Source organism: Streptococcus sp. 5905 (assembly GCF_013276505.1).
Lineage (GTDB): Bacteria > Bacillota > Bacilli > Lactobacillales > Streptococcaceae > Streptococcus.
On record NZ_VMLC01000005.1, the window covers coordinates 98,354 to 120,033 of the forward strand.

18 protein-coding genes are annotated in these 21,680 nt (G+C 43.2%); 14 read left to right on the top strand and 4 right to left on the bottom strand.

Features of this window, described 5'->3' with window-relative positions; translation table 11 throughout:
• Positions 1-11: 11 nt before the first annotated feature.
• A complete protein-coding gene (locus tag HT680_RS08270; protein ID WP_125416802.1) occupies positions 12-860 on the bottom strand; it encodes a putative RNA methyltransferase in 849 nt (282 codons plus the stop codon).
• A 151-nt stretch (positions 861-1,011) separates the two neighbouring features.
• Between HT680_RS08270 and HT680_RS08275 the strand changes: the two genes are divergently transcribed.
• Positions 1,012-1,290, top strand: a complete 279-nt coding sequence (locus HT680_RS08275; protein WP_000910908.1) for a DUF6110 family protein — start codon at positions 1,012-1,014, stop codon at positions 1,288-1,290.
• A gap of 1 nt (position 1,291) precedes the next feature.
• Positions 1,292-3,352: a heavy metal translocating P-type ATPase gene (locus HT680_RS08280; RefSeq protein ID WP_125416800.1), complete on the top strand. Its 2,061-nt coding sequence runs from the start codon at positions 1,292-1,294 to the stop codon at positions 3,350-3,352.
• 77 nt (positions 3,353-3,429) lie between these two features.
• Here the strand turns inward: HT680_RS08280 and tyrS are convergent, their stop codons facing one another.
• Complete coding sequence (tyrS, locus tag HT680_RS08285) at positions 3,430-4,686, bottom strand: tyrosine--tRNA ligase (RefSeq protein ID WP_084936846.1); 1,257 nt, start codon at positions 4,684-4,686, stop codon at positions 3,430-3,432.
• Positions 4,687-4,826: 140 nt separating this feature from the next.
• Between tyrS and pbp1b the strand changes: the two genes are divergently transcribed.
• The 6 genes from pbp1b (at position 4,827) to HT680_RS08315 (ending at position 11,478) form a co-directional block, all read left to right on the top strand.
• The gene (gene pbp1b / locus HT680_RS08290; protein ID WP_173259610.1) at positions 4,827-7,289 is read left to right on the top strand and encodes a penicillin-binding protein PBP1B; all 2,463 of its coding nucleotides are present in this window, start codon (positions 4,827-4,829) and stop codon (positions 7,287-7,289) included.
• Between the two features lie 81 nt (positions 7,290-7,370).
• The gene (locus HT680_RS08295; protein WP_061418879.1) at positions 7,371-8,279 is read left to right on the top strand and encodes a DMT family transporter; all 909 of its coding nucleotides are present in this window, start codon (positions 7,371-7,373) and stop codon (positions 8,277-8,279) included.
• Positions 8,280-8,364: 85 nt separating this feature from the next.
• A complete protein-coding gene (gene dapD / locus HT680_RS08300) occupies positions 8,365-9,063 on the top strand; it encodes a 2,3,4,5-tetrahydropyridine-2,6-dicarboxylate N-acetyltransferase (RefSeq protein WP_173259612.1) in 699 nt (232 codons plus the stop codon).
• Between the two features lie 69 nt (positions 9,064-9,132).
• Positions 9,133-10,263: an N-acetyldiaminopimelate deacetylase gene (locus HT680_RS08305; RefSeq protein WP_173259614.1), complete on the top strand. Its 1,131-nt coding sequence runs from the start codon at positions 9,133-9,135 to the stop codon at positions 10,261-10,263.
• Positions 10,264-10,274: 11 nt separating this feature from the next.
• On the top strand, positions 10,275-10,814 hold the full coding sequence (locus HT680_RS08310; RefSeq protein WP_173259616.1) for a 5-formyltetrahydrofolate cyclo-ligase: 540 nt from the start codon (positions 10,275-10,277) through the stop codon (positions 10,812-10,814).
• Positions 10,798-11,478 (top strand): rhomboid family intramembrane serine protease, encoded by a 681-nt coding sequence (locus HT680_RS08315; RefSeq protein ID WP_173259618.1) that lies wholly within the window; start codon positions 10,798-10,800, stop codon positions 11,476-11,478. Before HT680_RS08310 ends, HT680_RS08315 begins: the two co-directional genes overlap by 17 nt.
• A gap of 66 nt (positions 11,479-11,544) precedes the next feature.
• Here the strand turns inward: HT680_RS08315 and galU are convergent, their stop codons facing one another.
• Positions 11,545-12,444 (bottom strand): UTP--glucose-1-phosphate uridylyltransferase GalU, encoded by a 900-nt coding sequence (galU, locus tag HT680_RS08320; RefSeq protein ID WP_173259620.1) that lies wholly within the window; start codon positions 12,442-12,444, stop codon positions 11,545-11,547.
• 21 nt (positions 12,445-12,465) lie between these two features.
• Positions 12,466-13,482: an NAD(P)H-dependent glycerol-3-phosphate dehydrogenase gene (locus HT680_RS08325; protein WP_173259622.1), complete on the bottom strand. Its 1,017-nt coding sequence runs from the start codon at positions 13,480-13,482 to the stop codon at positions 12,466-12,468.
• 206 nt (positions 13,483-13,688) lie between these two features.
• Here HT680_RS08325 and HT680_RS08330 point away from each other — a divergent pair, with 206 nt between their 5' ends.
• From HT680_RS08330 to HT680_RS08355, 6 genes are all read left to right on the top strand, one after another.
• Complete coding sequence (locus HT680_RS08330) at positions 13,689-15,395, top strand: ABC transporter ATP-binding protein (RefSeq protein ID WP_173259624.1); 1,707 nt, start codon at positions 13,689-13,691, stop codon at positions 15,393-15,395.
• 1 nt (position 15,396) lies between these two features.
• Complete coding sequence (locus HT680_RS08335; RefSeq protein ID WP_173259626.1) at positions 15,397-17,163, top strand: ABC transporter ATP-binding protein; 1,767 nt, start codon at positions 15,397-15,399, stop codon at positions 17,161-17,163.
• Positions 17,164-17,301: 138 nt separating this feature from the next.
• The gene (locus HT680_RS08340) at positions 17,302-17,991 is read left to right on the top strand and encodes a gamma-glutamyl-gamma-aminobutyrate hydrolase family protein (protein ID WP_173259629.1); all 690 of its coding nucleotides are present in this window, start codon (positions 17,302-17,304) and stop codon (positions 17,989-17,991) included.
• Between the two features lie 169 nt (positions 17,992-18,160).
• Positions 18,161-19,510, top strand: a complete 1,350-nt coding sequence (locus tag HT680_RS08345; RefSeq protein WP_007519938.1) for a glucose-6-phosphate isomerase — start codon at positions 18,161-18,163, stop codon at positions 19,508-19,510.
• 128 nt (positions 19,511-19,638) lie between these two features.
• Positions 19,639-21,099 (top strand): glutamate--tRNA ligase, encoded by a 1,461-nt coding sequence (gene gltX / locus HT680_RS08350; RefSeq protein WP_173259631.1) that lies wholly within the window; start codon positions 19,639-19,641, stop codon positions 21,097-21,099.
• Between the two features lie 12 nt (positions 21,100-21,111).
• Entirely contained in the window at positions 21,112-21,546 is a 435-nt protein-coding gene (locus tag HT680_RS08355; RefSeq protein ID WP_173259633.1) for a cytidine deaminase, read from the top strand.
• Positions 21,547-21,680 lie beyond the last annotated feature (134 nt).

Consider the following 21,680-nt stretch of genomic DNA (forward strand, 5'->3'; position numbering starts at 1 on the left):
GAAAGTTTTATTTACAGTGCTTTCCCAACCAGAATCTCTGCTTCGATGGTAATCTCTGTCAGTTGGCTCCAGTCAATCTTGGTTTGATCAACGTGAAAGAGTAAGGGTGTCATGGCAAGCAGGGCTTGGCGTTGCTCTGCTGTGATGGGTTTGGTTAGGGAAGCTATTTGGCTAGATTGGATACTGAAGTGTTCCTGGAAATGTTCTTTGATATCTTGATTGGAATAGTCCTTCTTTGTCAGCTGGTCCTGCACCATATGACGGATTTCTTTGAGGTGATTTTCAGTCGGGATGACCTTAATCAAGATACCGTCTTTGGATAAAACGCGACGAAATTCCCCATAGTTGGCAGGTGAAAAGATATCAAGCAGGATATCCATGCTAGCGTCTTTTATAGGAAGACGAGCCAGGTCACCGACAAACCAATTAACCGCCCAGTTGGGTTCGCTTTTGGCAGCGATTTGAACGGAATCTTTGGAAATATCAAAGGCATAGAAGGTTTTATCAGAGTGTTTTTCTTGGAGCTTGCGAGAGTAGAATCCTTCGCCACAGCCGATATCCAAAACTGTTTTTGCGGATGGATTAGTTGTTAGTAAGTCCGAGATACCTTCTAAAATAGCCTGATAAAAACCAGCTTCAAGAATTTGCTGGCGATTTTGAAAGTTTTCTTTGTTGTAGTTGGCAGATTGCTTGATCTGAGGAGCCAAGTTGACATAGCCGAATTTTGCCAGATCAAAAGAATGGCGATTGCTACACTTGAGACTAGTTTCGACCAAGGTCAGATTTTCTTGGCAGATGGGGCAGGCAAAGGAGCTAGCAGCAACAAAGCGCTGGAGTTTTGGTTTGAGGTTTGTATTCATAGTTTAAGTGTATCAAAAGAGACAAGTGAAAGCAACTTCAGGAGTAAGTAGATGGGAGATTCAGTAGAAATAAAACTAATTCTTCAATTTATAAAATGAAATTGCTTTTATATCTAAATTGCTATATAATAATGATAAGGAGGAAATAAGTATGTTAAAAGAAGTACTAACCGTTGCAAAAGTTGCGAAAAAATCTTCATTATTTTTGGGTGGTGTCGCATTTGGTACCCTTGGTTTGAAAATCTTAGCAAGTAAGGAAGCTAAAAAAGGTTATTCTAAAGCTTTGGCTAAGGCTTACAAGTTTAAAGATGAGCTAGATGCATCTGTTTCTGTTGTGAAGCAACATGGAGACGATGTTTTGCAAGATGCTAAATATTTGTATGAGCAAGAGAAAAAAGAAGAGCAATTAGATAGCCTTATAGGAGAATAATATGTCTTTTAAAGTGCTATATAGAGGATATCAACATATCCGACTATCATCTTCTTTTTCACTCACCTTGGATATTCAAGACTATCTTCGTTCCTTGGCGAGAGATGAGAAGGGAATTGAGTCTATTCAGTTTTACATGGATCAACAGCACTTTACCCTACGTATAAAAGAAGGCTTCTCTGTATTAGACAATGCAGAAGCCTTTTTAAAAAGAATTGATAAAGGGAAAGTTTCTGAGTTGATGACTCTTCCTGTTCGTAGAGAAGAGAGTGCCTATTCTATCGTTTCAGGTGCAGCGATTAAGCGTGTGCTTTTTCGTAGTTTTGTACCTTATCCTATTCGATATATCTGGACCTGTTACCAGGCTTTGGGTTATGTTAGAGAAGCCTATCAGACCCTAGCGCGTAAGGAACTAACGATGGAGGTCTTGGACTGTTCGGCGATTTTATTGTCTTTGTTCATGAATCAATCCAAGACTGCCAGCAACATCATGTTTATGCTTGATTTGGGGAATCATTTAGATCAGTGGTCCTTGAAAAAAACTGCAACAGATTTAGAACAAAGCCTTCTTGCAAAAGAAAGCGATGTATTCTTGGTACAGGGTGATACGGTCGTTAGTATCAAGAGTTCCGATGTTCAAATAGGAGATGTCTTGGTCCTATCTCAAGGAAATGAAATTCTGTTTGATGGACAAGTAGTTTCAGGTTTAGGTATGGTCAACGAAAGTTCCTTGACGGGAGAGAGTTTTCCAGTTGAAAAAAGAGAGTCTGATTTGGTTTGTGCAAACACAGTCTTGGAGACTGGGGAGCTACGCATTCGTGTAACCGATAATCAGATGAACAGCCGTATTTTACAGCTGATTGAGTTGATGAAGAAATCTGAAGAAAATAAGAAAACGAAACAACGCTATTTCATCAAGATGGCGGACAAGGTCGTCAAATATAATTTCTTGGGGGCTGGTCTGACTTACCTATTAACGGGCTCTTTTTCTAAGGCTATTTCATTCCTATTGGTCGATTTCTCCTGCGCTTTGAAAATCTCTACTCCTGTAGCTTATTTGACAGCTATCAAAGAGGGGTTGAACCGTGAAATGGTGATTAAGGATGGAGATGTTCTAGAGAAATATCTGGAAGTTGATACTTTCTTGTTTGATAAGACAGGAACAATCACAACTAGCTATCCTATAGTTGAAAAGGTGTTACCTTTTGGGGATTATAGCGAGGAAGATATTCTCAGAATCAGTGCCTGTCTTGAGGAACACATTTATCATCCTATTGCTAATGCCATTGTCAAGCAAGCTGAGATAGAGGGGATTGAACATGAGGAAATGCATGGGAAACTCCAATATATTGCAAGCAAGGGAATTAAGTCCCATATTGATGGGCAACCAGTTCTTATTGGAAATTATGTCTTGATGCAGGATGAGCAGATTCATATCAGTTCGGAGCAAAATGCTTTAATTGAAGAGTACAAGAGTCACTACAATCTCTTATTCTTAGCTTATCAGAATGAATTGATTGGAATGTTCTGCATTCATACTCCTTTGAGAAAAGAAGCAAAAGTAGCCTTGGAGAAACTTAAGGCACAAGGGAAAAAATTGATTCTGGCCACAGGGGACACCCTGGTTAGGACAGAGGAATTAGTAAAAGATTTGCCGTTTGATCAGGTCTATACAGACTTGAAACCTGATGGGAAATTTGAGTTAGTAGAGGAACTGCAGAAAGCAGGTCATACTATTTTGATGGTTGGAGATGGGTTGAATGACTCAGCGGCTCTAACCCTATCAGATATCGGTGTGGTGATGAATGAGAGCGCAGATATTTCTAAGCAGATGAGTGATATCTTATTGTTAGATAATCGCTTGGATTTCTTCCAAGAGTTGGATTCGCTATCATCATCTTTGCAAATACTCATCAAGAAGAATATTCAAGATACCATTGTCGTAAATAGTAGTTTGATTGGCTTTGGCTTATTTAATTGGCTCAGTCCTTCAAATCTCTCTATCTTACATAATCTAACAACCTTGCGCATTGTCTTGCGTAGTCTGTCTATTAAGGGATAGGTGGGAACTATTCACAGCAAAAAGGAGTTACCTTTCTCGAGGGTAACTCCTTTGTTTATAGGTAAATGTTTAACAATTTAGTAAGTCAATACAAAGTATTTCTTCTTTCCGCGGCGGATAACAGTTAGTTCATTTTCTAACTTATCTGCGTCACTCAAGACATAGTCCAGGTCTTGGATGCGGTCGCCGTTGACGTAAATAGCTCCATTTTGGACATCTTCACGGGCTTGGCGTTTTGAGTTAACTACACCAGATGAGACGAGCAGTTCCACGATATTGTGGTTTTCGTCTGCTTGTACTTGGTAGTTTGGCACACCACGAAGTCCTTGTTTGAGTTCTTTGACAGAAAGGTTTTTGATATTTCCAGCAAAGAGTTGCTCTGTGATATTGAGGGCTTCCTTATAGGCTTCTTCGCCGTGAACAAGTGTGACAACTTCACGAGCCAAGACCTTTTGAGCCAAGCGTTCGTGTGGAGCTGCTTCAAACTGTTTGCGGATCTCTTCAATCTCATCAAGTGATAAGAAAGTAAAGATCTTCAAGAAGCGAACAGCGTCAGCGTCCATGACGTTCATCCAGAATTGGTACATTTCGTATGGAGAAGTCTTTTCAGGATTGAGCCAGACTGCGTTTCCTTCTGATTTACCAAATTTCTTACCAGTCGCATCAGTGATAAGGGGAACGGTGATAACGTGACCAGTCTTGTCAGCCTTCCGACGAAGTAATTCGGTACCAGCTGTCATATTTCCCCACTGGTCAGAACCACCGATTTGTAGCGTCACGTTGTGCTCTTGGTTAAGGACAAAGAAGTCATACCCTTGCATGATTTGGTAAGCAAACTCAGTGTAAGAAATCCCTGTTTCAATACGTTTCTTCACAGACTCCTTGCTCATCATGTAGTTGACAGTGAAGTATTTCCCGATATCACGGAGGAAGTCAATGAAGCTGATGCTGCCAAACCAGTCGTAGTTGTTGACCATGACAGCTTTATTTTCACCATTTTCAAAGTCAAGAAAGCGAGAAAGTTGTCCTTGGATAGACTTGACCCAGCCCTCTACTGTGTCTTTTGTTTGGAGACTACGCTCAGCATCTTTGAAGGACGGATCTCCGATGAGACCTGTAGCACCGCCAACGAGCGCATAAGGTTTGTGACCTGCTAGTTGCAAACGACGACTTGTCAAGATTGCGACAAGGTGGCCTAGGTGAAGGCTGTCAGCAGTTGGATCGTAGCCAGTATAATAAGAAACTTGACCTTCTTCTAGGGCTTTACGCAAAGCTTCTTCATCAGTCGTTTGAAAAATCAAACCACGCTCTTTTAGCTCATCAAAAATGTGCATGTGTCTTTTCTCCTTTATAAAATATTGTTTCTACCTATTGTATCACAAACTTGATTAATAGCCTAGTAGAATAGGGAAGAAAGTGGCTATTTTATTGAAAGTTTCCCTTTTATGGTATAATAAAGAAAGTGAGGACATTCATGAAAAAAAGAAACAATGAATTAAAAACAAAGTTGCTGCAATTTTTCCAGCAACTATCTGTCAAATGGAAGAAAAAACAAGCAAGTGAAAAGATCAATAAGAAAGTGGCTTCTTCTGACAAAGTCAGAAGGGTTGGGTCTATTTTGGCTAAGGTTTTGAGTGGGTTTAAAATAGTTTTTAACACTCTCTTTATCTTAGGTTTTATCGCTGGACTGTTTGGTGCTGGGGTGGCTATGGGCTATGGCGTCGCTCTATTTGACAAGGCTCAAGTCCCTCAAGCAGAAGAGTTGGTCAAGCAAGTGAAGGATATTGCCTCTATCTCAGAAATCACTTATTCTGACGGCAGTACCATTGCCTCGATTGAGGGCGATTTGTTGCGAACTTCAGTAGCTTCGGATGCTATATCAGATAATCTTAAAAAGGCTATCATTGCGACAGAGGACGAGCATTTCAATGAGCACAAGGGAGTTATGCCTAAGGCCGTTATTCGTGCGACCTTGGGAACCTTTGTCGGTCTGGGATCGTCCAGTGGCGGTTCAACCTTGACTCAGCAGGTTATCAAGCAACAGGTGGTAGGGGATGCTCCGACCTTGGCTCGTAAGGCGACAGAAATCGTAGATGCTCTTGCTTTGGAACGCATCATGAGCAAGGATGAAATTCTGACAACCTATCTGAATATTGCTCCTTTCGGTCGCAATCACAAAGGTCAAAATATTGCAGGTGCCCAGCAGGCTGCAGAAGGAATTTTCGGTGTTAATGCTTCAGATTTGACGATACCTCAAGCGGCCTTTATCGCAGGCTTGCCACAGAGTCCGATTAGTTATTCCCCTTATGAATTTGATGGTAGTATGAAGAGTGATGAGGACATGGCTTTGGGGATTAAGCGTGCCAAGGATGTCCTCTACAACATGTACCGGACAGGGGCTCTAAGTCAGGAAGAGTACGATAAGTACAAAGATTATGACTTTAAGCAAGATTTTCTACCATCAGGTAGTGTCAACGGAAGCTCACGCGACTATCTTTACTTTGCAACCTTGGCAGAAGCTACAGATCGGATGTATGATTATCTAGTTGAGAGAGATCATGTCTCTGCTCAAGAGTTAAAGAATGAGTCTATCCAGAAAGCTTATCATGACCTAGCAACCAAGGAAATTGAAAACGGTGGTTATAAAATTACCACTACCATTAATAAAAACGTTCATACCGCAATGCAAAATGCGGTTGCGACCTACGGCTATCTGCTAGATGATTCGACAGGCCAGCCTGAAGTAGGGAATGTCCTCATGGACAACCAAACGGGAGCCATCCTTGGATTTGTTGGTGGCCGTAATTACCAAGAAAATCAGAACAATCACGCTATCGATACCAAGCGTTCTCCAGCTTCAACCACTAAGCCTATACTGGCCTATGGTATCGCGATTGACCAAGGTTTTATGGGAAGTGCAAGCATCTTGTCTAACTACCCGACAAACTTTTCAAACGGCAATCCCATCATGTATGTCAATAGTCCTGGTACAGGGATGATGACCTTAGGAGAAGCCCTCAACTATTCATGGAATATCCCAGCCTACTGGACTTATCGTACGCTTCGAGAGAAGGGTGTCGATGTCAAAGGTTATATGGAAAAAATGGGTTATGAAATCCCAGAATATGGTATCGAAAGTTTACCGATGGGTGGGGGGATTGATGTTACAGTTGCCCAGCATACCAACGGATATCAGACTCTGGCCAACAACGGAGTTTACCATAAGAAACATATGATTGCGAAGATTGAATCGACGACGGGACAAGTGATTTATGAGCATAAAAGTCAACCTGTCCAAGTTTATTCAAAAGCGACAGCGACCATTATGCAGAGTCTGCTTCGCGAGGTGATCTCATCTCGAATTACTTCGAGCTTCCAGACCGACTTGGCTTCCATCAATCCAAGCCTAGCTCGCGCCGATTGGATTGGAAAGACTGGTACGACCAATGAAGATGAAAACATGTGGCTCATGCTTTCTACGCCACGCTTGACTCTAGGGGGCTGGTTAGGTCACGACGACAACCGACCACTAGCTAAAGGAGCAGGTCACTACCGCAACGCCAATTATATGGCTCACTTGGTCAATGCCATTCAACAAGCCGAACCTGGCATATGGGGAAATGAGCGCTTTAGTCTAGATCCAAGCGTGACCAAGTCTCAAGTCCTCAAATCGACAGGAGAGAAACCTGGCAAGGTCACAATCAATGGCAAAGAAGTCACCGTTTCAGGTTCTACAGTAACGAGCTATTGGGCTACTAAAGAAGGGGCGCCAGTAACCACTTACCGCTTTGCCATCGGAGGGAGCGATGCCGATTATCAAAATGCTTGGAAGAGTATTTTAGGAAGTTTACCCACTCTTCCTACCCCAACTCTCCCAAGCTCAAGTGGTAGTTCGGGAACAAGCTCATCAACTCGCTCAAATCAATCAAATCGATAGAATAAAAAAGTAGCATGATTCATTCAATAATATTTTTTCATGCTACTTTTTTCTTTTTTCATTTCGTGTTACAATAGGAGAATGAATAAGTATCAAAAGAAGATTTTTAAGGGAACTTTATATTCACTGTTGTCAGGTCTGATTTGGGGAATTTGTGGTATTTTAGGAGAATATTTTTTCGCCCATTATCAGGTGTCGTCTGGCTGGATCACTTCCATGCGCTTGCTAGTGGCAGGGAGTTTGGTTTTAGTTTTATCAGCCTTTCAGTTACGCACCCAGTTATTGGACATCTGGCGGGACAAGAAAAATTATCTGCCTTTTTTAGCCTATGCTATTCTAGGTATTTTTTCTGTGCAGTTTTTCTTTTATCTCTGTGTTGAGTATTCCAATGCGACGACAGCAACGATTTTGCAATTTATCAGTCCAGTTTTTATCTTGTTTTATAATCGTATCGTCTATCAAAAGAAGGCTTCTATCACAGCTATTCTCTATGTTTTGATTGCCATGTTAGGTGTTTTTTTGATGGCCACAAAAGGAGATTTGTCCCAGTTATCCATGACTCCCTTAGCTTTGGTCACTGGACTCCTCAGTGCTGTAGGGGTTATGTTCAACGTTATCCTGCCTCAGCGTTTTGCACGTGACTATGGTTTTGTGCCGACTGTTGGTTGGGGGATGTTGCTAGCAGGTGTTTTTAGCAATTTTCTTTATCCTATTCATCAGATTACCTTCCAACTTGATGTGACGAGCCTTTTGATTTGTTTTACTATTGCTGTGTTTGGAACGGCTTTTGCTTTTTTCCTTTCGATGAAGGCTGTGCTACTCGTCTCACCTTTAGTTGTATCAGTTGTGAGTGCCAGCGAACCTTTATCTTCCGCATTGTTAAGTGTACTATTTCTAGGTATGGTTTTGGATGGTTTTCTAGCTTTGGCTATGATTTTGATTATCGTCCCAATGGTTTTCTTATCAATAGAGGAAACGAAGGAAAGGTAAAATGTTCTGTTCGAGTGCTTAAGGCTTCAAATTTGAAGCCTTTTTTGGTAGAATAGGTATCATTATAACGAACCAGGAGGCGCCTATGACTGCCACAAAAATGAATGCTCAAGAGATTATCCAATTTATCGCCAATGCTGAAAAGAAAACCAGTGTCAAAGTAACCTTTGAGGGACAACTCGCATCTGCTCTACCTAGCTCTGTTGTCAAACTAGGGAATGTTCTATTTGGAGACTGGAAGGACGTCGCTCCACTTCTCGATGGTTTGGTAGAAAATCAAGACTATATTGTCGAGCAAGATGCTCGTAATTCTGCAGTTCCTTTGCTAGATAAGCGTGCTATCAACGCTCGTATCGAGCCAGGTGCTATTATCCGTGACCAGGTTGAAATTGGTGACAATGCTGTTATCATGATGGGAGCAGTTATCAATATCGGTGCTGAGATTGGTGCAGGAACCATGATTGACATGGGTGCCATCCTTGGTGGTCGTGCTATCGTTGGAAAAAATAGCCACGTTGGTGCAGGTGCAGTTTTGGCGGGTGTGATTGAGCCAGCTAGTGCTGAACCAGTCCGCGTTGGAGATAATGTTCTTATCGGTGCCAATGCAGTGGTTATCGAAGGAGTCCAAATCGGCAGTGGATCAGTTGTTGCAGCAGGAGCTATTGTTACCCAAGATGTTCCAGAAAATGTGGTGGTAGCAGGTGTTCCGGCTCGTATCATCAAAGAAATTGATGCCCAAACCCAACAAAAAACAGCGCTTGAGGATGCACTTCGTACCTTGTAATTGTAAAAGTAAAAAAGAGGCGGAACCCTTTTTCCAGCCTCTTTCTTCTATCAAAAGGAGGATCGATAGATGTTAGATTTGATTCAGACTAGACGAGATTTGCACCAGATTCCAGAGATTGGCTTGGAAGAGTTCAAGACTCAGGCTTATTTGCTGGATGTGATTGAGAAATTGACAACGGGCAAGGATTTTGTTCAAGTTCGTACTTGGCGGACAGGGATTTTGGTCTACCTGCAGGGAAGTCAGCCGGAACGAACCATTGGTTGGCGAACAGATATTGATGGCCTGCCTATCGTCGAACAAACAGGACTGCCTTTCGTCTCTCAACACCAAGGTCGCATGCATGCCTGTGGCCATGATTTTCATATGACCATTGCCTTGGGCTGTCTCGAACGCGCCCTTGAGGAGCAACCCAAGAATAATCTGCTCTTTCTGTTTCAGCCTGCTGAAGAAAATGAAGCTGGTGGGATGCTTATGTATGAGGACGGCGCTTTTGGGGACTGGTTGCCAGATCAATTTTATGGCCTTCATGTTCGTCCGGATCTGAAGGTTGGACAGATTGCGACCAATACACACACTCTCTTTGCAGGGACTTGTGAGGTGAAGGTTCGTTTCAAAGGAAAGGGCGGACACGCAGCCTTTCCGCACGAGGCTAATGACGCCTTGGTGGCTGCTAGTTACTTTGTAACCCAAGTGCAGTCAGTTGTCAGCCGCAATGTCAACCCCATCGAGGGAGCGGTGGTGACCTTTGGCCTTTTCCAAGCTGGAACAACCAACAATGTCATCACAGACACAGCTTTTTTACATGGAACTATTCGCGCCTTGACTCAGGAAATGAGCCTTTTGGTACAAAAGAGAGTCAAAACAGTCGCAGAAGGAGTTGCGGCAGCCTTTGGTATGGAAGTAGAAGTGGAACTCAAACAAGGGGGCTACCTGCCTGTTGAGAACCATCCAGCCTTGGCGCGTAAACTAATGACATTCTTTGAAGAGAAAGATGGAATCGAGTTGATTGATATCGAGCCTGCTATGACAGGTGAGGACTTTGGTTACCTCCTTTCAAAAGTTGATGGCGTCATGTTCTGGCTAGGTATTGATAGTCCCTACGCCCTTCATCACCCTCAGATGAGTCCTAAGGAAGAAGCCTTAGCCATTGGGGTAGATGCGGTCTCTAGTTTCCTGAAAAAGAAGGCAGCAGAGTAGAGGAATTGTCTATGAAAGCAGAACTACGCAAGCAAGTCTTGCAAGAAATGAAGGCTTTATCTCAGGAGCAAAAACAGGCTATGGATCAAGTTTTAACTGAGCGTTTCTTACAACACCCCTTTTACCAAGAAGCCAAGACCATCGCAACCTATCTCTCTTTCCCGCATGAGTTTCAAACGCAGGAACTGATCAAGCAGGTGCTGAAGGACGGCAAAAAGGTTCTGATACCCAAAACCTATCCCAAGGGGCGCATGGAATTTGTGGTCTATGATCCGCAGCAGTTGGCAAAAACTTCCTTTGGTTTACTGGAACCGCAAGGAGACTTGGAAGTGGTGGAACCGTCTCAGATTGATTTAATTCATGTTCCGGGCTTGGCTTTTACAACAGAGGGCTATCGGATTGGATATGGTGGAGGCTACTACGACCGCTATCTGGAAAATTTTGCTGGGCATACCATGAGCACAATCTATCCTTGTCAAATCCAGAATTTCAACTCGGAAGATTACGATATTCCCGTCCAGGAGGTGCTAATCTATGAAGGAAATCTTTGATAAACGCTACCCTGTGACTAGTTTTTTCCTCCTAGTGACAGCTTTGGTATTTCTCTTGATGCTGATTACTACGGGTATCAACTTTGATCAGGCAAAAACTCTTTTTCAGTTTGGAGCTATGTATGGACCGATCATTCGCCTGTTCCCCGAGCAGATTTGGCGCCTTTTTTCGGCTATATTTGTGCATATCGGTTGGGAGCATTTCATTGTCAATATGATTTCACTCTACTTTCTTGGGCGACAGGTGGAGGAGATTTTCGGCTCTAGGCAGTTCTTCTTTCTCTATCTTTTATCAGGAATGCTGGGGAATCTCTTTGTTTTTGCTTTTACGCCGAAAGTCCTAGCAGCAGGAGCATCCACCTCCCTCTATGGACTATTTGCTGCGATTATCGTCTTGCGTTACGCAACTCGCAACCCCTATATTCAGCAGTTGGGGCAATCCTATCTGACACTTTTCGTGATAAATATCATTGGAAGTGTTCTGATTCCAGGAATCAGCCTAGCAGGGCATATCGGTGGCGCAGTAGGCGGGGCTTTTCTAGCAGTCATCTTCCCAGTCAAAGGGGAGAGAAGGATGTATAGTACTAGCCAGAGAATCGGAGCCACTGTACTTTTTATTGCATTGGCCGTTTTCCTTTTCTACAAAGGAATGAGCTATGTGTAGGGGTGGAATAGTTTAAAAAGAGCCACGGGACTATTGTCCCAGGCTCTTTATTGTATAAGGTGTTTTTTATTTCCCCTCAGATAACTCTTTTCCGAGTTGGATGAGGTAGTCTTTCAAATCGTCTTTGACCTGTGGGTGTTTGAGAGCGTAGTCGATGGACGTTTTCATAAAGCCAAACTTATCTCCGACATCGTAGCGAGCTCCCTTGAACTCACGAGCAAATACACGTTGTGTTTTATTGAGGGTGTTGATCGCATCTGTCAGCTGAATTTCATTTCCTGCACCTGGAGTTTGGTTTTCGAGGATTTGAAAAATTTCAGGTGTGAGGAGGTAACGTCCGATGATAGCAAGGTCGCTAGGAGCATCCTCTGGAGCTGGTTTTTCAACGAAGATATCAACGCTGTAAAGACCGTTTTTTCCTTCGCCTTGCGGAGCAATCACCCCATAGGCAGATACTTCGTCGTGAGGGACAGGCATGACAGCGATAGTGGACGCGTGCGTACGCTCGTAGTCATCCATGAGTTGTTTGGTAAGCGGAACAGCCTTGTCGTTGGTGATATCCATCAAGTCATCACCAAGCATAACGACAAAAGGTTCATTTCCGACGAAAGCCTTGGCTTGCAAAACAGCGTCTCCGAGACCGCGTGGATGAGTTTGGCGGATAAAATGCAGACGCATGCCAGTTGTTTCATCAACTAGTTTCAAAAGATCCGTTTTCCCTTTTTCTTTGAGGTTGTATTCCAATTCGAAGTTTGAATCAAAATGGTCCTCGATGGAACGTTTTGACTTACCAGTAACAACCAAGATATCTTCGATTCCAGACTTGAGGGCTTCTTCAACGATAAATTGGATGGTTGGTTTGTCTACGATTGGCAACATTTCCTTGGCCAAGGCTTTAGTTGCAGGGAGGAAACGAGTTCCCAATCCAGCGGCAGGGATGACTGCTTTTCTGACTTTTTGTTTCATAATGTTCCTTTCTATAAGGGTCTAAGACCATTCGTTTTCTGCTTTAAATTCATTGTTCATGATGTCATTGATTGCTTCTTTAATATTGACACCTTCATAGATAACTCGGTAGATGGCTTGTGTGATTGGCATGTAGACACCCAATTCCTGAGCTAGTTCGTAAGCTGCTCGGGTTGTTGAAATTCCTTCAATGACCATGCCCATGTTGGCTTCGATGTCTGCTAGAGATTCTCCACGACCGAGAGCGTCACCAGCCCTCCAGTTACGAGAGTGGACGGATGTCCCCGTTACGATCAAATCACCGACTCCAGAAAGACCGCTATAAGTTAGAGGATTAGCTCCAAGAGCTACTCCTAGACGGGTGATTTCTGTCAAGCCACGGGCGATGATGGCTGCCTTGGCATTGTCGCCAAATCCTAGACCATGCAATGCTCCTGCGCCAACTGCAATGATATTTTTAAGAGCGCCAGCGGTTTCAACCCCGATAACATCCGTATTGGTATAGAGGCGGAAGTAGTGATTGCTAAAGAGATTTTGGACGTACTGGGCAGTTTCAAGATCTTTGGAGGCCGCAGTAATCAAGGTAATATCCCGTACAATGGTTTCCTCAGCGTGGCTAGGTCCAGAAACAACGACGATTTCACTACGGAGATCAGCTGGAATTTCTTCTTCAAGAATGGTTGATAGGCGTTTGTGACTATCTGGTTCCAAGCCTTTGGAGGCATGCATGATGACAACCTTGTGATCGAGTACCTTTGCTACTTGTTGGGCAACCAGTCTCGTTACTTTTGTTGGGACAACAAATAAAACAGCATCCACACCCTTTAATGTTTCTCCCAAGTCATGGTAGGCCTTGATTTTTTTGTCAAGTAGGATATCTTTAAAGTAGCGTTTGTTTGTATGTTGGCTATTGATTTCATCGATCTGGTCAGGAATATTTCCCCAAATCCGAACCTCGTGTCCATTGTCGTTTAGAACCTGCGAAAGGGCAGTTCCCCAAGAACCAGGACCCAAGACAGCGATGGTTTGTTTCTTCATTTTTTCCTCCTTGTAAGAGTTCTTCTTATCATTTTATCATAAAAAACCTTTTCATGCATTACTTGCGAGTGAAAGCGCACTAATTTATAATACGAAAACGCCTTTGACAAGATTCCTCTTTTTTGCTAGAATAGCATCAACATGAAAGAATGAGAGGAGCTGGCGAATTTCGTCACTCCCTTTTGTCTATCTGATTAGGAGGAAGTATGCTGATTAAAAAAATTAAAGCCTATAAATGGCAAGCCTTGGCATCCTTTGTGATGACAGGCTTGATGGTTGCGAGCTCGCTCTTGCAACCTCGCTATTTGCAGGAGGTTTTAGATGCTTTACTGGCTGGCCGACATGAGGCTATTTATAGTATTGGAGCATGGTTGATAGGAGTAGCCCTCGTGGGTCTGGTTGCAGGTGGTGTCAATGTTCTTCTTGCAGCCTATATCGCTCAGGGAGTATCTTCGGATCTTCGGGAAGATGCTTTTCGTAAAATCCAAACCTTTTCTTATGCTAATATTGAGCAGTTTAACGCTGGAAATTTAGTAGTCCGTATGACCAATGATATCAACCAAATTCAGAATGTGGTGATGATGGTTTTCCAAATCCTTTTCCGTCTTCCCTTGCTTTTTATCGGTTCCTTTATCTTAGCGGTTCACACCCTGCCTTCGCTTTGGTGGGTAATTGTCCTTATGGTAGTGCTGATTTTTGTGCTTACAGGTATCATGATGGGGATGATGGGGCCGCGCTTTGCCAAGTTTCAAACCCTTCTTGAACGAATTAATGCTATCGCCAAGGAAAATCTACGTGGTGTGCGTGTGGTTAAATCCTTTGTGCAAGAAAAAGAGCAATTTAACAAGTTTACTGAGGTCTCAGATGAGCTTCTGGGTCAAAATCTCTACATCGGTTATGCTTTTTCTGTAATGCAGCCCTTTATGATGTTAGTCGGATATGGAGCAGTTTTTCTTTCAATCTGGCTGGTGGGTGGAATGGCCCAATCAGATTCGTCTGTCGTTGGTTCCCTTGCTTCCTTCGTTAACTATCTCAGTCAGATTATTTTCACCATTGTCATGATAGGTTTTTTGGGGAATACAGTCAGTCGTGGTATGATTTCGATGATGCGTATCCGTGAGGTTCTAGATACCGAGCCAGCGATGACATTTAAAGATCTCCCAGACGAAGAGTTAGAAGGAAGTCTTTCTTTTGAAAATGTGACCTTCACTTATCCTACCGATGAAGAGCCCATGCTTAAGAATGTAACCTTTGATATTGCGCCTGGTCAGATGGTCGGTGTTGTTGGAGCGACTGGGGCAGGTAAGTCCACTCTTGCTCAGTTAATTCCACGACTTTTTGACCCACAGGAGGGTTCTATCAAGATTGGTGGCAAGGATATTCGAGACGTCAGCGAGGGAACCTTGCGTAAAACAGTCTCCATTGTCTTGCAACGGGCTATTCTCTTTAGTGGAACCATTGCAGATAATCTCCGTCAAGGAAAAAGTAATGCCAGCGTGTCAGAACTGGAACGTGCAGCACAAATCGCCCAAGCCAGCGAATTTATCGGACGCATGGAAAACAAATTTGAGAGTCAGGTCGAGGAACGTGGCACCAACTTTTCTGGTGGGCAAAAACAACGGATGTCGATTGCCCGTGGGATTGTCAGCAATCCCCGTATCTTGATTTTTGACGATTCGACTTCGGCCTTGGATGCCAAGTCAGAAAGACTCGTGCAGGAAGCTTTGAATAAAGACCTGAAAGGGACAACAACGATTATCATCGCTCAAAAAATCAGTTCAGTCGTCCATGCAGACAAGATTTTGGTCTTGGACCAAGGACGTTTGATTGGAGAAGGAAAACATGCAGACTTGGTAGCTAGCAATGCCGTCTACCGTGAAATCTACGAAACACAAAAGGGAAAGGAGGAATAAAATGAAAACAGTTCGATTTTTCTGGAATTATTTTAAAGTTTACAAGCTCTCCTTTGTCATTGTGATTCTGATGGTTGCGCTTGCGACAATTGCCCAAGCCCTCTTTCCCGTTTTTTCAGGTCAAGCAGTGACGGAGCTCGCTAATCTGGTTCTAGCTTATCAAAATGGGACTTCAGAACAAGCCTGGCAAAGTTTGTCAGCTCTGATGCTGAATCTAGCTCTGGTTGTCCTTGTCTTGGTTGTGTCCAGCTTGATTTACATGGCCTTGATGACCCGTGTGATTGCCGAGTCAACAAATGAGATGCGTAAGGGCCTCTTTGGCAAACTTTCCCGTTTGACGGTTTCTTTCTTTGACCGCCATCAGGATGGTGATATCCTTTCTCGCTTCACTAGTGACTTGGATAACATCCTTCAAGCCTTCAATGAAAGTCTAGTTCAGGTTATGAGCAATATTGCTCTTTACATCGGTTTGATTTTTGTCATGTTTTCAAAAAATGTGACGCTAGCCCTGATAACAGTAGCCAGCACCCCAGTGGCCTTTCTCATGTTGGTCTTCATCGTGAAAATGGCCCGCAAGTACACCAATCTCCAGCAAAAAGAGGTTGGGAAACTCAATGCTTATATGGACGAAAGCATTTCTGGGCAGAAAACTGTTATCGTACAAGGGATTCAAGACGACATTGTAGCAGGCTTTGTGGAGCAAAATGAGCGTGTGCGCAAGGCAACCTTTAAAGGGAGAATGTTCTCAGGCATCCTCTTTCCAGTTATGAATGGGATGAGCTTGGTCAATACGGCTATCGTCATTTTTGCAGGTTCGGCTGTCCTGCTGAACGATCCAAGTATCGAAACAACGACGGCTCTAGGTTTGATCGTTATGTTTACCCAATTTTCTCAGCAGTACTACCAGCCGATTATCCAAGTGGCTGCTAGCTGGGGGAGTCTTCAGTTGGCCTTTACTGGGGCAGATCGTATCCAGGAAATGTTTGATGCAGAAGAAGAGATTCGCCCGCAAAATGCACCTGCCTTTACGGAATTGCGAGAAGGTGTTGAAATCAGTCATGTTGATTTTTCTTATGTGCCTGACAAGCCGATTTTGAAAGATGTTAGCATTTCTGCTCCTAAGGGGCAGATGATAGCAGTTGTCGGTCCGACTGGTTCGGGGAAAACGACCATCATGAACCTCATCAATCGTTTCTACGACGTGGATGCAGGTAGCATTTGCTTTGATGGCAAAGACATCCGTGACTACGATTTGGACAGTCTGCGGAGCAAGGTCGGTATTGTTTTGCAGGATTCGGTCTTGTTTAGTGGAACGATCCGGGATAATATCCGCTTCGGTGTGCCAGATGCTAGCCAGGAAATGGTCGAAGCAGCTGCCAAGGCAACTCATATTCATGACTACATCGAAAGCTTGCCTGACAAGTATGATACCCTTATTGATGATGAGCAAAATATCTTCTCGACTGGGCAGAAACAATTGATTTCCATCGCTCGGACCTTGATGACAGATCCTCAAGTCCTAATCTTAGATGAAGCGACTTCCAATGTGGATACCGTAACAGAAAGCAAGATTCAACATGCCATGGAGGCAGTTGTAGCAGGTCGAACCAGTTTTGTCATTGCCCATCGTCTCAAGACCATCCTCAATGCCGACCAGATCATTGTCCTCAAAGATGGAGAAGTCATTGAACGTGGGAATCATCACGAGTTACTCAAACTCGGCGGTTTCTACTCAGAACTGTATCACAATCAATTTGTCTTCGAATAAAAAAGAAGTTGTCCTCGTGGGCAGCTTTTTCTTGTCCATAAAAAATACTTATCACGGTCTTTAAAAAAACATATTAGACAGGAAAGGGTTGGAGTGATAAGATAAGACTGTCGCAAGAAAATCGAAAGGAGACACATCATGGCTAGAACGGTTGTAGGAGTTGCTGCAAATCTATGTCCTGTAGATGCAGAAGGGAAAAACATTCACTCATCTGTATCCTGTAAATTTGCAGAGAGCATTCGTCAAGTCGGCGGTCTCCCTTTAGTGATTCCTGTAGGGGATGAGTCCATTGTTCGCGATTATGTGGAAATGATTGACAAACTCATCTTGACAGGTGGGCAAAATGTCCATCCCCAGTTTTATGGAGAGAAAAAAACCATCGAGAGCGATGATTACAACCTTGTACGCGATGAGTTTGAACTAGCTCTCTTGAAAGAAGCACTCCGTCAGAATAAACCAATTATGGCAATCTGTCGTGGGGTTCAGCTGGTCAATGTTGCTTTTGGCGGCACTCTTCACCAAGAAATTGAAGGTCACTGGCAAGGCTTGCCTTTTGGGACATCTCATTCTATTGAGACGGTAGAAGGAAGCGTGGTGGCTAAGTTGTTTGGCAAAGAAAGTCAAGTCAATTCAGTCCATCGTCAAAGTATCAAAGATCTGGCACCTAATTTCCGTGTGACAGCGGTGGATCCTCGAGACCAGACTATTGAAGCGATTGAGTCTATCGACGAGCACCGTATCATCGGTTTGCAGTGGCATCCAGAATTTCTGGTCAATGAAGAAGACGGCAATTTAGAACTATTTGAGTATTTATTAAATGAATTGTAACGGTTAGAATCTCTAGCCGTTTTTATTCGTCCTTTCAGATTTTTTATATTTCAGCAAATTTACGCAAACGTTTGAATTCTGATAAAAATTGGGCAAATTCAATAAAAAAAACTTGAAAAAATCGAAGGTAAGCGTTATGATAGAAAAGAAGAAATATTGGAGGAATATCATGTCACATATTAAATTTGACTATTCAAAAGTTTTGGACAAATTTGTTGCCCCACATGAAGTGGAATACATGCAATCACAAGTAACAGCTGCAGACGAATTGATTCGTAAAGGAACTGGTGCTGGTAGCGACTTCTTGGGTTGGTTGGACCTTCCTGAAAATTATGACCGCGAAGAATTCGACCGCATCTTGAAAGCTGCTGAACAAATCAAGTCAGATAGCGATGTCTTGGTTGTAATCGGTATCGGTGGATCTTACCTTGGTGCCAAAGCAGCCATCGACTTCTTGAACCACCACTTTGCTAACTTGCAAACAAAAGAAGAACGCAAAGCCCCACAAATCCTTTACGCTGGAAACTCAATCTCATCTACTTACCTTGCTGACTTGGTAGAGTATGTTGCAGACAAAGACTTCTCAGTAAACGTGATTTCTAAATCAGGTACAACAACAGAACCAGCGATTGCTTTCCGTGTCTTCAAAGAACTCTTGGTTAAGAAATACGGTCAAGAAGAAGCCAACAAACGTATCTACGCTACAACTGACCGCCAAAAAGGTGCTGTTAAGGTTGAAGCAGATGCCAACGGTTGGGAAACATTTGTAGTTCCAGATGACATCGGTGGACGTTTCTCAGTATTAACAGCAGTTGGTTTGCTTCCAATCGCTGCATCAGGAGCTGACATCAAAGCCCTTATGGAAGGTGCTAACGCAGCTCGTAAAGACTACACTTCAGACAAACTTTCAGAAAACGAAGCTTACCAATATGCAGCAGTTCGTAACATCCTTTACCGTAAAGGTTATGCAACTGAAATTTTGGTAAACTACGAGCCATCACTTCAATACTTCTCAGAATGGTGGAAACAATTGGCTGGTGAGTCAGAAGGGAAAGACCAAAAAGGGATCTACCCAACTTCAGCTAACTTCTCAACTGACTTGCACTCATTGGGTCAATTTATCCAAGAAGGAACTCGTATCATGTTTGAAACAGTTGTCCGTGTTGACAAACCGCGCAAGAACGTGATCATTCCTACTTTGGAAGAAGACCTTGACGGACTTGGTTACCTTCAAGGAAAAGACGTTGACTTTGTAAACAAAAAAGCGACTGACGGTGTTCTTCTTGCCCACACTGACGGTGATGTACCAAACATGTACGTGACTCTTCCTGAGCAAGATGCTTTCACTCTTGGTTACACTATCTACTTCTTCGAATTGGCAATCGCCCTTTCAGGTTACTTGAATGCCATCAACCCATTTGACCAACCAGGTGTTGAAGCCTACAAACGCAACATGTTTGCCCTTCTTGGAAAACCAGGATTTGAAGAATTGAGCAAAGAGCTCAATGCACGTCTATAATAGGAGAAAAGAGTGGCTTGTCCACTCTTTTTTACTCTCTTTATTCGTAGACATTGGACTCAGGCGAGACTTGTGATATAATATAGAAAGCAAAAAGGCAGACGCCTAGAGACTTTATAGGAGAAACTATGTCAAAAGATATCCGCGTACGCTACGCACCAAGTCCAACAGGACTACTACACATCGGAAATGCCCGTACAGCATTGTTTAACTACCTTTACGCACGCCATCATGGTGGAACTTTTATCATCCGTATCGAGGATACTGACCGTAAGCGCCACGTCGAAGACGGTGAACGCTCACAGCTTGAAAATCTTCGCTGGTTGGGCATGGATTGGGATGAGAGCCCAGAAACTCATGAAAGCTACCGCCAGTCTGAGCGTTTGGACTTGTATCAAAAATATATTGATCAACTGTTAGCTGAAGGTAAAGCCTACAAATCTTACGTTACAGAAGAAGAATTGACAGCTGAGCGGAAACGTCAAGAAGCAGCTGGCGAAACACCTCGTTACATCAACGAATACCTTGGCATGAGCGAAGAGGAAAAAAAGGCTTATGTAGCTGAACGTGAAGCAGCAGGTATCATTCCAACCGTTCGTTTGGCAGTTAATGAGTCTGGTATCTACAAGTGGCACGATATGGTCAAAGGCGATATCGAATTTGAAGGTGGCAATATCGGTGGTGACTGGGTGATCCAAAAGAAAGATGGTTACCCAACTTACAACTTTGCTGTTGTTATTGATGACCACGATATGCAAATTTCTCATGTTATCCGTGGAGATGACCACATTGCCAACACCCCAAAACAGCTCATGGTCTATGAAGCGCTTGGTTGGGATGCACCTGAGTTCGGTCACATGACTTTGATTATCAACTCTGAAACGGGTAAAAAATTGTCTAAACGCGACACCAACACCCTTCAGTTTATCGAAGACTATCGTAAGAAAGGGTACCTTCCAGAAGCAGTCTTTAACTTTATCGCCCTACTCGGTTGGAATCCTGGCGGCGAAGATGAAATCTTCTCTCGTGAAGAACTCATTAAGCTCTTTGACGAAAACCGCCTCAGCAAGTCACCAGCTGCCTTTGATCAGAAGAAACTAGACTGGATGAGCAACGACTACATCAAGAGAGCAGAACTTGCTACTATCTTTGAAATGGCAAAACCATTCCTAGAAGAAGCAGGGCGTTTGACTGACAAGTCTGAAAAAATGGTGGAACTCTACAAACCACAAATGAAATCAGTGGACGAAATCGTTCCATTGACAGACCTTTTCTTCTCAGACTTCCCAGAGTTGACAGATGCAGAGCGCGAGGTCATGGCAGGAGAAACCGTTCCGATTGTTCTAGAAGCCTTCAAAGCGAAACTAGAAGCAATGACAGATGAGGAATTTGTGACAGAAAACATCTTCCCACAAATCAAAGCAGTCCAAAAAGAAACAGGTATCAAAGGAAAAAACCTCTTCATGCCTATTCGTATTGCTGTATCAGGTGAAATGCATGGACCAGAATTACCAGACACCATTTTCTTACTCGGACGTGAAAAGTCAATCCAGCATATTGAAAACATGCTGAAAGAGATTTCTAAATAAAAAGGACTGCAGATGGATATCTGGGAAAAGATGTATGAAGAAGCGCGAACCTTATACAATCCCCATGAAGTTTCTGACTTTGTTTATGCTAACCATGTCGTTGCCGCAGTAGAAGCAGAAGATGGTCAGATATTCACAGGATTTTGTATGGAGGGCACTTGTGGCGTTTTTCATCTCTGTGCAGAACGAGCAGCTCTCTTCAATATGTATCAATTTTCAGGACAAACTAAAGTTAAGAAAATCCTCGCCTTTCGAGACAAACCACCCTATGGTGAAAGTTCAGGTATGCCCTGTGGCGCATGCAGAGAATTTCTCTTAGAATTGAATGCTGAAAATAAAGAAGCAGAGTTCATGATGGACTACAAAACAAGAAAAACAATCAAAGTTGCCGAATTGATCCCTTACTGGTGGGGAGAGGGACGTGCGACTAATTGGCAAGATAAATAGAAGGAGTCAGTTTAACTGGCTCTTTTCCCTTATATTTTCAGAATTTCGATAAAGAGGAAAAAAGATCTTGACAAAGTAGGAAAAGTAGGTATAATAGAAAGAGTTGAAAAGCTCAAGGTCCGTTGGTCAAGGGG

Coding starts and splice junctions, on each gene's coding strand:
- HT680_RS08270 (WP_125416802.1), bottom strand. CDS start 860: ATGAATACAAACCTCAAACCAAAACTCCAGCGCTTTGTTGCTGCTAGC.
- HT680_RS08275 (WP_000910908.1), top strand. CDS start 1,012: ATGTTAAAAGAAGTACTAACCGTTGCAAAAGTTGCGAAAAAATCTTCA.
- HT680_RS08280 (WP_125416800.1), top strand. CDS start 1,292: ATGTCTTTTAAAGTGCTATATAGAGGATATCAACATATCCGACTATCA.
- tyrS (WP_084936846.1), bottom strand. CDS start 4,686: ATGCACATTTTTGATGAGCTAAAAGAGCGTGGTTTGATTTTTCAAACG.
- pbp1b (WP_173259610.1), top strand. CDS start 4,827: ATGAAAAAAAGAAACAATGAATTAAAAACAAAGTTGCTGCAATTTTTC.
- HT680_RS08295 (WP_061418879.1), top strand. CDS start 7,371: ATGAATAAGTATCAAAAGAAGATTTTTAAGGGAACTTTATATTCACTG.
- dapD (WP_173259612.1), top strand. CDS start 8,365: ATGACTGCCACAAAAATGAATGCTCAAGAGATTATCCAATTTATCGCC.
- HT680_RS08305 (WP_173259614.1), top strand. CDS start 9,133: ATGTTAGATTTGATTCAGACTAGACGAGATTTGCACCAGATTCCAGAG.
- HT680_RS08310 (WP_173259616.1), top strand. CDS start 10,275: ATGAAAGCAGAACTACGCAAGCAAGTCTTGCAAGAAATGAAGGCTTTA.
- HT680_RS08315 (WP_173259618.1), top strand. CDS start 10,798: ATGAAGGAAATCTTTGATAAACGCTACCCTGTGACTAGTTTTTTCCTC.
- galU (WP_173259620.1), bottom strand. CDS start 12,444: ATGAAACAAAAAGTCAGAAAAGCAGTCATCCCTGCCGCTGGATTGGGA.
- HT680_RS08325 (WP_173259622.1), bottom strand. CDS start 13,482: ATGAAGAAACAAACCATCGCTGTCTTGGGTCCTGGTTCTTGGGGAACT.
- HT680_RS08330 (WP_173259624.1), top strand. CDS start 13,689: ATGCTGATTAAAAAAATTAAAGCCTATAAATGGCAAGCCTTGGCATCC.
- HT680_RS08335 (WP_173259626.1), top strand. CDS start 15,397: ATGAAAACAGTTCGATTTTTCTGGAATTATTTTAAAGTTTACAAGCTC.
- HT680_RS08340 (WP_173259629.1), top strand. CDS start 17,302: ATGGCTAGAACGGTTGTAGGAGTTGCTGCAAATCTATGTCCTGTAGAT.
- HT680_RS08345 (WP_007519938.1), top strand. CDS start 18,161: ATGTCACATATTAAATTTGACTATTCAAAAGTTTTGGACAAATTTGTT.
- gltX (WP_173259631.1), top strand. CDS start 19,639: ATGTCAAAAGATATCCGCGTACGCTACGCACCAAGTCCAACAGGACTA.
- HT680_RS08355 (WP_173259633.1), top strand. CDS start 21,112: ATGGATATCTGGGAAAAGATGTATGAAGAAGCGCGAACCTTATACAAT.